At 55.5% G+C, this 12,591-nt stretch carries 12 protein-coding genes; 8 read left to right on the top strand and 4 right to left on the bottom strand.

Features of this window, described 5'->3' with window-relative positions:
* Window positions 1-5: 5 nt before the first annotated feature.
* On the bottom strand, window positions 6-1,775 hold the full coding sequence (locus tag ACYSMN_RS02970) for a type VI secretion system Vgr family protein (RefSeq protein ID WP_488922352.1): 1,770 nt from the start codon (window positions 1,773-1,775) through the stop codon (window positions 6-8).
* 138 nt (window positions 1,776-1,913) lie between these two features.
* Here ACYSMN_RS02970 and ACYSMN_RS02965 point away from each other — a divergent pair, with 138 nt between their 5' ends.
* Together ACYSMN_RS02965 and ACYSMN_RS02960 are read left to right on the top strand one after the other, a co-directional pair.
* The gene (locus ACYSMN_RS02965) at window positions 1,914-2,732 is read left to right on the top strand and encodes a peptidoglycan recognition protein family protein (protein WP_488922351.1); all 819 of its coding nucleotides are present in this window, start codon (window positions 1,914-1,916) and stop codon (window positions 2,730-2,732) included.
* Between the two features lie 762 nt (window positions 2,733-3,494).
* The gene (locus tag ACYSMN_RS02960; protein ID WP_488922350.1) at window positions 3,495-3,782 is read left to right on the top strand and encodes a hypothetical protein; all 288 of its coding nucleotides are present in this window, start codon (window positions 3,495-3,497) and stop codon (window positions 3,780-3,782) included.
* A 29-nt stretch (window positions 3,783-3,811) separates the two neighbouring features.
* Here the strand turns inward: ACYSMN_RS02960 and ACYSMN_RS02955 are convergent, their stop codons facing one another.
* Both ACYSMN_RS02955 and ACYSMN_RS02950 read right to left on the bottom strand, forming a co-directional pair.
* Complete coding sequence (locus ACYSMN_RS02955) at window positions 3,812-5,134, bottom strand: Y-family DNA polymerase (RefSeq protein WP_488922349.1); 1,323 nt, start codon at window positions 5,132-5,134, stop codon at window positions 3,812-3,814.
* Window positions 5,122-5,613 carry a LexA family protein gene (locus tag ACYSMN_RS02950; RefSeq protein ID WP_488922348.1) on the bottom strand — a complete coding sequence of 164 codons (492 nt, stop codon included), beginning with the start codon at window positions 5,611-5,613 and terminating at the stop codon, window positions 5,122-5,124. Before ACYSMN_RS02950 ends, ACYSMN_RS02955 begins: the two co-directional genes overlap by 13 nt.
* A gap of 221 nt (window positions 5,614-5,834) precedes the next feature.
* On the opposite strand from ACYSMN_RS02950, the gene ACYSMN_RS02945 reads away from it, so the two are divergent.
* The 6 genes from ACYSMN_RS02945 (at window position 5,835) to ACYSMN_RS02920 (ending at window position 12,149) form a co-directional block, all read left to right on the top strand.
* Window positions 5,835-6,095, top strand: a complete 261-nt coding sequence (locus ACYSMN_RS02945) for a hypothetical protein (protein ID WP_488922347.1) — start codon at window positions 5,835-5,837, stop codon at window positions 6,093-6,095.
* Window positions 6,096-6,474: 379 nt separating this feature from the next.
* Window positions 6,475-6,921 (top strand): hypothetical protein, encoded by a 447-nt coding sequence (locus ACYSMN_RS02940; protein WP_488922346.1) that lies wholly within the window; start codon window positions 6,475-6,477, stop codon window positions 6,919-6,921.
* Complete coding sequence (locus ACYSMN_RS02935; protein WP_488922345.1) at window positions 6,921-8,348, top strand: hypothetical protein; 1,428 nt, start codon at window positions 6,921-6,923, stop codon at window positions 8,346-8,348. The genes ACYSMN_RS02940 and ACYSMN_RS02935 overlap by 1 nt, the downstream gene beginning before the upstream one ends.
* Window positions 8,349-8,352: 4 nt before the next feature.
* Entirely contained in the window at window positions 8,353-9,330 is a 978-nt protein-coding gene (locus tag ACYSMN_RS02930) for a protein NO VEIN domain-containing protein (RefSeq protein WP_488922344.1), read from the top strand.
* 93 nt (window positions 9,331-9,423) lie between these two features.
* Window positions 9,424-10,902 (top strand): type I restriction-modification system subunit M, encoded by a 1,479-nt coding sequence (locus ACYSMN_RS02925; protein ID WP_488922343.1) that lies wholly within the window; start codon window positions 9,424-9,426, stop codon window positions 10,900-10,902.
* Window positions 10,899-12,149: a restriction endonuclease subunit S gene (locus ACYSMN_RS02920; RefSeq protein ID WP_488922342.1), complete on the top strand. Its 1,251-nt coding sequence runs from the start codon at window positions 10,899-10,901 to the stop codon at window positions 12,147-12,149. Before ACYSMN_RS02925 ends, ACYSMN_RS02920 begins: the two co-directional genes overlap by 4 nt.
* A 52-nt stretch (window positions 12,150-12,201) precedes the next feature.
* On the opposite strand, the gene ACYSMN_RS02915 is transcribed toward ACYSMN_RS02920, so the two are convergent.
* Window positions 12,202-12,567: a hypothetical protein gene (locus ACYSMN_RS02915; RefSeq protein WP_488922341.1), complete on the bottom strand. Its 366-nt coding sequence runs from the start codon at window positions 12,565-12,567 to the stop codon at window positions 12,202-12,204.
* Window positions 12,568-12,591: the final 24 nt, after the last annotated feature.

Here is a 12,591-nt window from a genome sequence, read left to right as displayed (position 1 = left end):
CTAGATTAGGCGCTTTGCTTCATTTTGCCTTTCACGTCGACGCCGCTGCTGCCGGCCACCGTGACTTTAGTGCTGGCCTTGATGTCGGTGGCCTTGCTGGTCTTGCTGGCCAGTTCGTCGGCCTCTATCGTGAGCTTTTTCTTGGCCTTAATGCTCACGTTGCCGCCTGCTTCAATCGCCACATTCTGCCCGGCCGTGAAGCTCAGGTCGCCCTGCGTTTTGATTTCGATTTTGCCTTTGCCCTTGAAGGAAATCTCGATGGCCGTTTCCTTCTTGTTGCCGTTAGTGATGACAATTTTTTCCTCGCCCTTCTTGTCGTGGAAGGTGACGCGGTTGCCGGCAATGGTTTGGATGCCTTTCACCTCGCCCCCGTTGTGGGTGTACTTGGCGTTGGCTTTGTTCTTGGCGTGGAACAGGTTCCCCTGCACGTAGGGCTGCTCGGCCAGCCCGTTCTGGTAGCCGATGAGCACCTGCGAACCCACCTCGGGCGTGAAGAGCTGGCCCTTGCCCGCCCCGGAGTAGGGCGTGAGCACGCGCAGCCAGTCGGTCTCGGCCTGCCGCTTGTTGGCCACGGGCCAGTAGTAGCGCACTCGTATCCGGCCCAGATGCTCCGGGTCTTTGGTGTCGATGACTTCCGCCAGCTCCGGGTTGCCAGCCGGCGCGTCATAAAACGGATTGATGGGGGCCACTTCCAGCATTTTGGGAATGGCCGTGAAGTTGTTGCTGTAGTTACCTTTCTCGTCGATAACGTGGGTCAGCTCGATAATGCGGTAGGAGCCGAAGCTTTCGGCTGCCTGCGTGCGGCTGCCCAGGCCTTCGCCTTCGATGGCGATGACGCCTCCCAATCGCAGATCCGGATTATCGCTGTAGCCGTCGATGGTAATGAGGTCGGCGGCCGTGTACGCCCGATACACTTGCGCTTCCTGGTCGAGCTGGCCCTTTCCCTGGATCAGGGTTTCGGCGGCGATGTGCGCGGGGTCCGAAAATAGCTTCTCGGACTGGGCCAGCGCGAAGCCGCCATAGAGGTGGCTCTGGACACTGGGCAAGGCCTGCTGCTGCGTTGAGCTGGTGTAATGCTCGTGCCGCTGATAATTATATTCGTAAAGCGTGGCTGTCGTCGGCTTGAGGCCGATGCCGAAGGCGAAGCCGTTGTAGGCCCCGTCCGCTTCAAACCGCAGCTCCTTGCCATCGGCCGGCGTGCCGAGCTGTAGCACCTCTCCATCGTAGTAAAACCACTCGCCGTATTCGGCGGCCAGGCGGCTAAGGAAATCAAAGTTGGTTTCCTGGTACTGCACCACATAAGGCAGCGGGGCCTGATGGCGGGGCTTGATGTTGCGGGCCAGCAGGTTGGCCGGATACGGTTGCAGCACCTCGGCGAAGATGGCGGCCAGCGTCTGCTGCACGAACGTGCGCTTTTTCAGGCCGCTGGCCAGCAGATAACATGGGCTGTAGCCGCGCACCTGAAAGCCGCCGGCATAGTCGTTTTCGCGGCCAGCTTCCAACCGGGTGGTCACCCCTTTGAACTGGAGATGCTGGCCCTGATTGAAGTGAAAGGAGTCGGCTTCTACTCGCAGGGCCAGTGGCTGGCCCAATAGGCGTTTATGCGATTGGGTGAAGAACGGCCCCATCTCGCCTTCCACCCGGTCGAAGGGAACCGTTACTTCAACGCTGTGGTGAGTGAACAGGCATTGTCGGAGGACGATGCGTTGAATATCAACGCTCCGGGACAGCGGAGTGCCTCCGCATTGTACGGTGGGCGTTACCTGACGAGACATAAAAAAGGGGTAAAAATGCGACTTACAGCACTAGCACTTATGTATTATTCTGCGTAAATATACTAAATTTGTCCTAGCATAGTAGTGCCACCGCTATAGAATCCAGTCGTTTTACCTTCAACTTATTCCCACTATTTCATGGCCGCACCCCGAAAGCCGAAACCGGGCAGTAACGTAGCGCAGGGCCTGCGCCAGGCGCAGGGTTATTCCGGTGCCCAGCAAAGCGCCGCCGCCTGGGCCGCCGGCTTACACAATGCACGGGGTCCCCAACCGCCGACTCGTCAGGTCAGCGCGTTGGCGTTGCATCAGGGTGTAGTAGCGGCCGACGCGTTGCGTGTCGCTCGTCCCGCTGGTATGCGGCTCCCACAAAAGGGCTACAAGAGACTAAACGAAATCACGCCTCTCATCCGCAGTCGGGAGAGCTGGGGGGCCGCGCCGCCGATTTTGTCACGCGGCTACGAGCGAATTACCAGCGATTACAGTTCGTACTATGATACTATCGTCGTCCATCACTCAGGCAATAGAATCAACTACCCTACCATGCGCGAGGCACAGGAGGTAGAGATGGATAGAGGCTTTGCAGACATCGCATATCATTTCGGCATTGATAGTGCCGGCCGCATCTACGAAGGCCGGCCGCTCTATATCCAAGGAGCCCACGTATTAGGGCATAACATCGGCAAAATCGGAATTGTGCTGTTAGCGGACTTAGACACGGAAAACAGCGGCCTTGGCTTGATTGAATCAACAATTGAGCTATCTAAAGGTGACGGACACTTATCGGCCTCCATGCGGACTGCCCTCGTGATTCTGATTTTATACCTGCGTCGGCGATACCACGTTAACAAGCTTGCCGGTCACAAAGAAGTGCTCAATGAACGGAACTGTCCCGGCAACATCGGTCTGCGTCTGGTGGATGAGCTGCGGCGGGCTCATGGTTTCCAAAGAGGAGGGTAAAATGAATAAGGCCATATCCTTTTCGACAGCTGCCATTCTAACGGTGTACGCGGTCACGATTCTATTAATCTGCTTTGCCCGTAACGCTGCTCTGAGCGGCTACTCCACCGTTATCGACGGCTTCTTATTGGTGGTTTGTCTAGTCAATATCCTTGCGCTGTTAGTTGGCCAACACGCGTTAACGCCCGTTGGCAAAGCGGCATTAGGGGGTGTAGCCATTTTGGTCCTTATCTGTTGCCTGGGAGTAACAGAAGCAGACGACTGCCTGCCTGTGGAAGTCGCACGGGTAGATATTCTATTCGGTACCCACTGGGTAAACGTGATACGAAGTAGGGCGATAGACTCTTTTCTGGCGGGTGGCTACGTAGCAATTATGCTGTTGGAAATAGTGGTGCTGCGGTGGGCTATCTCCGCGTGGCGCGTGCGGCAGATGGCGAGTAGATAGCAATAGACAACTGGCTGTTCAACCTTAGTGCACTTCACTTGCGCCGAAGCTGTGAGCAGGCGTACGTGTCGCCAATGGCAGACATGGAACCGGGCCGCGGGTGTGGCGCGTAACCTGGCGTTTTTGGGTAATCAGCCGTTGACGACTATCAAGCAAGGATATTTTTTCCGGGTGCCGCTAAATGAATCGCGCCTGCTAAACACGCGACAATGGCTGAACCACGCCGCAAACGAAGTAGACAAACTCTTTCGATTTCCGCATTAAAGGGTCTGCTTCTGCTCGGCTTGCTGGCTTGCACCAGCTGCCTGGGGCCTCCCGTGGAAGGCAAGTACTGTCGGAGCCGGCAGGACGGTGAAGAATGCCTGAACCTGGCCCCGGACGGAACGTTCACCCAGGTGTTCCGCACGGCGGATACGACCTTTACCTATGCGGGGAACTGGCACTTGGAGGGTGGTGGAGGCCGTATCGTCTTGCGCGTGCTGCGCGACTATCCGACACGGCCACCAGCGAAAGAGCAGGTCAGTATCGTTAATGTGGTGATGGGATACGAGGAGATTATTATGGACGAGGACCAGGAACAGGATAACTACAAGAAGGTGAAGTAGCTCTTGCTTGAATATTCTATTCGCCACGCCTAGTCTACCGTCAGTATATCCTCTAATCGGGTGGTGAAGGCGCGGCTACGGTGCTCCGCCCTTCCCAACCAGGGAGGGGGTTGTTTGTCAGCCACCACGGTAGCGGCCGGCCGGATGGTTCCTCGACCAAACCGACGATTAAGCCCATCTATCTTTTCCATCAACCGTTGCGCTCGGCTTTCGTCGGCTGGGAAAGGCAGGGCATCCGGCACTGGGCTGAAGAAGTTGAGCTGCTGACCAAGGCCAGGAGGCTCCAGCCCATCGAGCACCACGCCCGCCTTGACGTAGAAGCGGCCAGGCTCGTAGACCTTTTCCAACAGCCGGCGCGCGTAGGCCAGCAGCTGCAGCGTATTGCTAGTGGGGCCACTGGGCAGAGTGAGCGTGGTGGAGCGGGTGTAGGGCGGCGGCACGCGGGTATCGTAGCGGTCCTGGCCAAGAAAGATAGTGAGCAGGTGAGCCTGGTCGCCCTGGGCGCGCAGCTTCTCGGCGGCGCGGCTGAGGTAGGTAGCAACGGCGCCCCACAGGTCGTCGAAGGTAGCCAGGCGCTGACCGAAGGAACGGGAGCAGCTGATGCTTCGACGGGCGAGAGTACCGTCTTCGGAGGGCAGCAGGCCGTGGCAGGGCTGGCCCAGCAGCTCCTGCACCAGCCGCCAGCCGACGACTCCGCCGAGACGCTTGCGGGCCCAGGCCTCGGAAACTTGGCTCAGCTCCCAGGCTGTGCGGATGCCGTGGGTGGCGAGCTTGCCGGCATACTGGCGGCCAATGCCCCACACGTCGGCCACGGGCAGGGCGCGCAGGGCCCGCTCGCGGCGGCTGGCGGTATCGAGGCGCAGGATGCCGCCGAGTTCAGGGTGTTTCTTGGCCAGGTGGTTGGCCACTTTGGCCAGCGTTTTGGTGGGGGCCATGCCCACGCAGGTAGGAATACCGGTGCAGGCCAGCACGTCGCGGCGGATGGCCTGGGCGCGGGCGTCGAGGGTACCGCAGAAGGTGGTGAGGCCGTGCAGGTCGAGGAAAGCCTCATCAATGCTGTACACTTCCACCCCGGGGACGTGGGCCGCTAGGCGGGCCATGACCCGGCGGCTCATGTCGCCATACAGGGCATAGTTGGAGCTGAGAGCGTGGCCCTGGTGGCGGCGCAGCAGCTCGCGCACCTGGAAGTATGGGACGCCCATCGCAATGCCGAGCTGCTTAGCCTCAGCCGAACGACTTACGACATTGCCGTCGTTGTTGCTGAGCACTACCACCGGGCAGTTATCGAGCCGGGGTTGAAAAACCCGCTCGCAGCTGACGTAGAAGTTATTACCATCCACTAAGCCGAACATACGTCCTTCGTCTGGTTATGGCTGTGCAGCAGCGCGTTGAGTTTACCGGGCACCAACTCATGAACGACGTGGGTGACGACACCCCAGATGCGCAAATCGTTGGGGTCGGTGATTTCGTAATCCTTGTACGTGGGGTTTTCGGCCTGGAGCCACCAGCTGCTGCCGCGTCGCACGAGGCGCTTGATAGTGCATTGACCATCCAGCACGGCGACGACTATATTATTGTGGTCGGCTTCGAGGTGCTTGTCCACGGCCAGCAGGTCGCCGGCGTGAATCTCGGCATCCTTCATACTCTCGCCTGCCACGCGGATCAGGTAAGTAGCCTCCGGGTGCCGCAACAGGATGCGGTTTAGGTCAAATAGTTCTTCCAGCTCGTCGGAGGCGGGCGACGGGAAGCCAGCAGGGACCAGGGAGGCGAACAAGGGCAGCCACAAAGTGGTGGTTGGTTCGCCGACTTCAATCATTTCAATGGTTGTCATAAGGTGTGGGTAGCGTAAAGGGCACGGCAATTATACTAAAATAATTAGTATAATTGTTTGTGTTATAACGTACTCTTATGGCCAAAAGCGTAACCTGCATGGCTTAAATGCCATGTTTGAGTGTGAAAACCCCATCTCAGATAGTGCTTTCTCATATAAGCGACTTGCTAAACCAGATTCAACACCAGAAACTTTCACTAAAATAAATAGCAAAAATCAACATGAAATACTTCCTTCCTGACCAGGAGTCCTTGCAGGAGATCTATGGCGCCTACATGGACAAAGGCTTGCGGTTTGAGTTGAAGCCAGATTCCTATTTCGGGTGCTACGCGCTGAAGGTGCGGTTTGCCGAGGGTAGCAACGCCTCGCCGGTGTTGCCGCTGTACCCGGAGGAGATGCAGACGCCGGAGGCGGCGCAGGGGTGGCTAGAGCACCTTCGGGATAATGAGTTGGCGATGATAACGCGAGGGTTGGTGGGGTAAAGACAAAAACGCAAGAGCCTCAGCCGGTGAGGCCGAGGCCCTTGCGTTTTCAAATGCGTGTCAAGACTTGCTTAGGCTAACTAATGCGCTACAGCTGCATTACGTTGTCGGCCGAGGCGTTTAGGGCAGCGGTGTAGTGCTGTTAGGCGTTGAAAATACAACGGCAACATGGGCGAGCGAGAGAAAGTAATAGCAACAACCATTAGCGCCTAAGGCTAATTTGTGCATGAGCATTATCGATTCAAAATATATTTTCCTAGGCAATAATATTCTATGAAATGCTCTATTTTTGGCTAATATAGCCCACTATAGGTATCCGCTCGGTTTTAGCAACTATACACTATACTGTGTGCGGCTATTGATACACCCCAGCCCACCAATGCTTAAATACGAAAGCGAGCTAACGGCCATTGCGTTTACCGTGGTGAGCTGCCCTGCGGATGCTGCACCACGCGATGAAATAGCATACCGTTATGTGCATCAGGCAACGCCATCAGTAGATGACTTCTTGCCGATACCTTTGGAAGTGAATGGGCCCCCACGCCGAATTCAAGTTGGCTCGGGGCTTACGGCTCAGGCTTTGGTAGCAGAAGAGAATCATCTCTGCAATCAGTGGGCTTTGTCGATGTTTGAGACGGAGGACCATGCTCGCAAGTTCTTTAAAGCTTACTTACGCAAGCGCAAAATGCACACACATATTGCTGCTGTGCGGTTGCGGCCCGTTGATGGAATTGGTACCAAGCCCAATGCCCATTTACATTTCAATTTCCACGAGTACCACGCGGCCAATCTGGCGGCACAAGTGGTAACAACCACTGCAATCTGATGATAGCGCAACCAGGATTCAGATTAGCCGCTCAAGAATTTGCTGCGACGCTCCAGAAAGTTGATGACCTAGTGTACTACGACGGGCCTTTGGTGTCCCACTACCAAGCGGCAACGGGCAAGCATTACTTATTTAATTGGGTTGACCATGACGAGCAGGCGAATCGCTGGCTGGTGCTAGAAGCATCGGTAGTGCACCTGTATGATTATGCGACGGGGTTACGCTCTTTGCTGGACTTGGTGCAGCAGCCCTACAATACCAACGTATTGGTACTAGAGACAGATGCCGCAGGAACGTTTGTACAAGGGCTGTTAGTACCCAGGGAGCAGCTTAACCCAGAGTACATGCCAGAGGAGGAGTCATTTCACATTCTACCGCTGTCAGAGCAATACTTGGCGTATTTCGATGCACTGCGGGTGGATGGGGATTTTGCGCGGCACTTGGAAGCATTACGTCAGAAAGCAGTGGAGTTTCGGTTGGAGCCGGTAGAGAAGCGGTTTGGTACTACTATTGGGGCGGCCGATATTGGGTCGTTTCTGCAAAAAGTTACCCGGTCGTTTAGAAGCTACGTGGAAGTGCGATTCGAGCATATGTTCCACTCACTATATGCCTTAGAGGAGACGCTGTACAAGGACCTGCAGAAGATTCTAGAGGTGACGGAGCCCCGGTCGGTGTTTGCCAACCACGGGAGCTTTGAAATCTCGCTGGCCGTGGATGTGCTGCCGCTGGTGAATGTAGACAGTCGTATTTCGGACTGGCACCGCGTAGCTTTGCAGGAATACAAGCAGGACGTACTGGATTTCGATTACACCTCCGGTGATAGGCCCGCCAACCTGGAGCACGCAACACCCGAACAAATGCGGGCCATTTATCAGCCTATTATCAACATTGCTAACAATACTGATTACGTAGTGAAATCCCGCGAAGCGGTAGAGAACGGCTATCGGGTGCTACCGCGCATTTCGCAGGTAAACGCCCGGCAAATAGCACCGCCCCGAGTACGGGAGGTGGAAGAGGCCCAAGCAGACAAGGAATTCCTTAACTTGGTGCTGGAAGTGGAAAGGAATAAAGGGTTGAAAAACCTGTCATTGCGGGAGCTACGCAAGTCGGTGGTAACGATGAGCAGCAGTGAGCAGACCGAGGCCACTGTGGAAAGCTTCACGTCGGCAGAGGGGCAGGAAATCCAGTTCAGTAATCCGCTGGAAGTAGTATTGGCTAAAACGGGCAGCTTGTATGAAGCTCGCTACGAGCCGCTGGACATTGTAGCGCTGGGGCCTAACGCTATAGCGGCGCTGGACGGCTTCAAGAGGGAATTGCGGAATCTGTACGCACGCTACGCAAGGCAGCGCGATGAAGAAGAGGAAGCTCCTACCCCAAAGCTGGCGCGAATCATGGCTGCCTTCAAAGAGGCTTTAGGCATAGCGTAATCACGTGCAAGCTGTTGTCTTTTTTAACACGGGCTGGATGAACCGCTACGCGGGTCCGGCTAACGACTCGATACAGGGTGGGGGTAAGTATGTGCAGGAGCACAAGACTGGCGGAGAGATGTTTAATTTCAAGCCGCACCGGGGCACGCTGTATGGATACGTGCAGCCACCGCGCGGCGGGAACATCCGCATTACCAGGCTTGGGGCAGGGCTGTTGGCCTCGTCCGTGAGCGGTGTACTGGTGGTGTGGACGGCGCGGCACCCAGTGACCGGAGGCACTTTTGTAGTGGGCTGGTACAACTCGGCAACGATATATGCCGAGTACCGGGAAGTAGACTTTGCGCGGGCGGGCAATTGGAATTGGCGGGGGCGGGAGCATGGCTACCATGCTACGGCCAAACCGCAGAACGCGCAGTTGCTACCCCCTGATGCTCGCACCCTAGCCGTGCCACGGGGGAAGGGGAGTATGGGGCAAAGTAACGTGTGGTACGCTGATGACAACCCCAACTTTGTCAAGGAGGTACGCGACTATATTCAGCATTACGACACCAACGGCCGACCACCACAGCCCACGAAACGTAGCCGCGTGGCCCGGCAGCCAGATGTGTTGAAGCGCCTGGCTGTGGAGCAGAAAGCCGTAGAAGTAATAAGTGCTTACTACACTGGGTTGGGCTACAAGGTGAAATCAGTAGAGAAAGATAATGTAGGCTGGGACCTAGAAGCTACGTTGGGCAGCTTGCTACTGAAGCTGGAGGTAAAAGGACTTTTGGGGCCGGACGTGGTAGTGGAGCTAACGCCGAACGAATACCGGCAGATGCAAGCGGACCCGGCACGGTTCCGGCTATGCGTGGTAACACGGGCCTTGGACAAGCCAACACGCCACATCTTTACCTACCTACCGGAAGTGGAGCAATGGTTGGATGAGCAAGGGCAAGAGCTTCGGGTGGATGAGGTAGTGAGTGCCCGCGCCAGCCTGAAATAATACGCTTCTAACGTGGCCGAAACCCCAGCCAGGCGCTACCTTTAACGCCCTGCTGATCCCCAGCGGGACGACTTTCTTTTTCTTGTTGCTTCTATGATTACCGGCGACCTCCGTAGTAAGGTGGACCGGGTGTGGGAAGCCTTCTGGACCGGAGGCATTGCCAACCCGCTCACTGTGATTGAGCAGATTACTTATCTCTTGTTTATTCGGCGGCTCGACGAGCTGCACTCGGCCCGCGAGGCCCAGGCCCACTGGACGGGGCGGCCTATTCAACACTCAATTTTCGGCGACGACCAACAGCACCTGCGCTGGAGCCGGTTTAAGGAAACCGACGCTGAGGCCATGTACCGGGTGGTGGGGCAAGAGGTGTTCCCGTTTATGAAAGAGGCCGGCGGCACAGCGGGCACCTTTGCTGAGCGCATGAAGGATGCCACCTTCATGATACCCACGCCCAACCTGCTGGAGCGGGTGGTGACCATGCTCTCAGCCATTGACATGAGCGACCGGGACACCAAGGGAGACCTATACGAGTACCTGCTGAGCAAGGTGGCCACGGCTGGCACCAACGGGCAGTTCCGCACGCCGCGCCACATCATTCGGATGATGGTGGACATGACCCGGCCTACGCCCCAGGACTTGATTTGTGACCCCTCGGCCGGTAGCGGAGGCTTTCTGGTGAGTGCGGGCGAATACGTGCGCGAGCACTACCCCGAGGTGCTGAACGATGCAGCCACGGCCGACCACTTCCAGAACCGGGCCTTCAATGGTATTGAGTTCGACGCCACCATGATCCGCATCGGGGCCATGAACCTGCTGCTGCACGGGATTGAGAACCCGCAGCTGTATTACCGCGACGCGTTGAGTGAAGCTAACGCCAGCATTCGGGAAGCTTATACCTTGGTCTTGGCTAACCCACCGTTTAAGGGCTCGCTGGACAAGGACACCGTGGAGAAGGGCCTGACGCGGGTAGTGGACACCAAGAAAACAGAGCTACTATTTCTGGCCCTTATTCTGCGGGCTCTAAAAACTGGCGGCCGCGCTGCCGTGATTGTGCCCGATGGGGTACTGTTTGGCTCCAGCAAGGCCCACGTGGCCGTGCGCAAAGCTCTGATAGATGGGCAAAAGCTGGAAGGCGTAGTATCCATGCCCAGCGGCGTGTTCAAGCCCTACGCGGGGGTAAGCACGGCCGTGCTGTTATTCACCAAAACCAACTCTGGCGGCACCGACCAAGTGTGGTTCTACGACATGCGCGCCGATGGCTACTCCCTCGACGACAAGCGGACACCGCTGGACTCCACTAAGCCCGGCACCAACGACATTCCCGACGTGGTAGCTCGCTGGCACCTGCGCCACGAAGCCGGCGAGCAGCAGCGCGCCCGCACCGAGCAAAGCTTTCTGGTGCCGGTGGCCGAGATCCACGCCCAGGGCTACGACCTAAGCATCAACCGCTACAAGGAAAGCGTGCACACTGAGACGAGCTACGACGCTCCGCACACCATACTGGCCGCCATCCGCACCCTCGACGCCGAACGCCAACAGAATTTACAGCAACTAGAGGCATTGTTAGGATGAAGTACGTGACATTAGGTGAGCTAGTCACCATTACCTCAGGTTTTGCTTTCGACTCTCAATCCTTTTCCACAAGTGAAGGAAAGCCTCTGATTCGTATTAGAGACGTTGGTAGAAGTAGGACTGATACATATTACACTGGCTCTTTTTCGCAAGATTATGTAATTAGTAAAGGTGATTTACTAATTACGATGGATGGCGAGTTCAGAATCAGTGAATGGCTAGGTCCTGAAGCTTTATTAAATCAGCGAGTTTGTCGGATAGAAACAAATTCCAGCTTGTTTGACCGTAGGTATTTACTTCATTTACTGCCTGCTGAACTAAAGAAAATCGAGGATGCTACTCCATTTGTTACGGTAAAGCATTTATCAGTCAAAAAAATTAGGGGTATAGAAATTCCCCTCCCACCCCTAGCCGAGCAGCGCCACATTGCGCAGGTGCTGGACGCGGCCGACCGGCTGCGGCAGCAGGACCGGCAGCTTCTGGCGCACTACGAGCAGCTGGTGCAGGCCGTGTTCGTGGATATGTTCGGCGACCCAGTGCGCAATGAGAAGGGGTGGCCAATAGGGAAAATAAAAGATATTATATATGAAGCAAAATATGGAACAAGTAAGCCGGCTGAAGATGCGGGCATTTATCCATATTTGCGAATGAACAACCTCACTTACGAAGGTTCAATGGATTTTTCCTCTCTTAAGTATATTAATCTCGAAGAAAAAGAAAAGGATAAATATTTGGTTAAAAAAGGTGATTTGCTTTTCAATCGAACTAATAGCCGTGAATTAGTTGGCAAAACTTCTGTCTATAGGTTAGACACAGAAATGGCAATTGCGGGATATTTAATCAGGGTTCGCCCTAATGAGAGGGGTAATACAGCCTATATTTCAGGATTCTTAAATTCCAAATACGGCAAGCTAACTTTACTCAATATGTGCAAAAGCATTGTTGGAATGGCTAATATAAATGCGCAAGAGCTACAAGGAATATCTATACCCATTCCTCCTATAGAACTCCAAAACCAATTCGCAGCTATCGTGGAGCAAATTGAAGCTCAGAAAGCCGCCGTGCAACAACTCCAACAGCATTCCGAAGCCTTGCTCAACAGCTTATTGCAGCAGGCGTTTCGCGGGGAACTGGCGACGCCCCAGGCGGTGGTGGAAGCGCCGGCGCGGGCGGGACAGATGGCGTTGGGATTATCACTTTACCCTCAGTCCCTTCCCGAAAAAGAGAAACAGTCAAAAGATTATTGAAACGAAAAAGCCCCGCATGCCGGGGCCTTTTTGTTGGAAGCAAGCAGGTAGACTACAGTAAGCCGAAACGCTTTTTATCCCGTAGGGAAATTTTGGGGCTAGTACGCAAGGCTTCCAGCAGCTCGGCCAACTCATAGCTTTCCAATACGCCCCGCACGTAACCCGGTTCGGCTGAGAGCTGCTCCTGAATGGCAGCGGTGCTTTTACGCTTGATTTCGGTGCAGTCGGCGTAGCAGTCATAATCTACCAGGCGGCGCTCGTCGCAGCGAACGAGCTTTTGCAAGCGAGCCAGAACGGGCTGGCGCTGAATGAATTCGTTAGGTTCGGTATTCAGGTACACTATCCCCAGTTCAGCACCCTCATCGGCGACGCCAATAATAACCCAAAACTTGAATTTAGGAGGTGTCGTGTCGGGCACCGGAGAACGAATGACTGACCCTAC

The sequence above is a fragment of the Hymenobacter sp. M1-2 genome (assembly GCF_057808495.1).
This window is presented reverse-complemented; position numbering and strand designations above follow the sequence as displayed.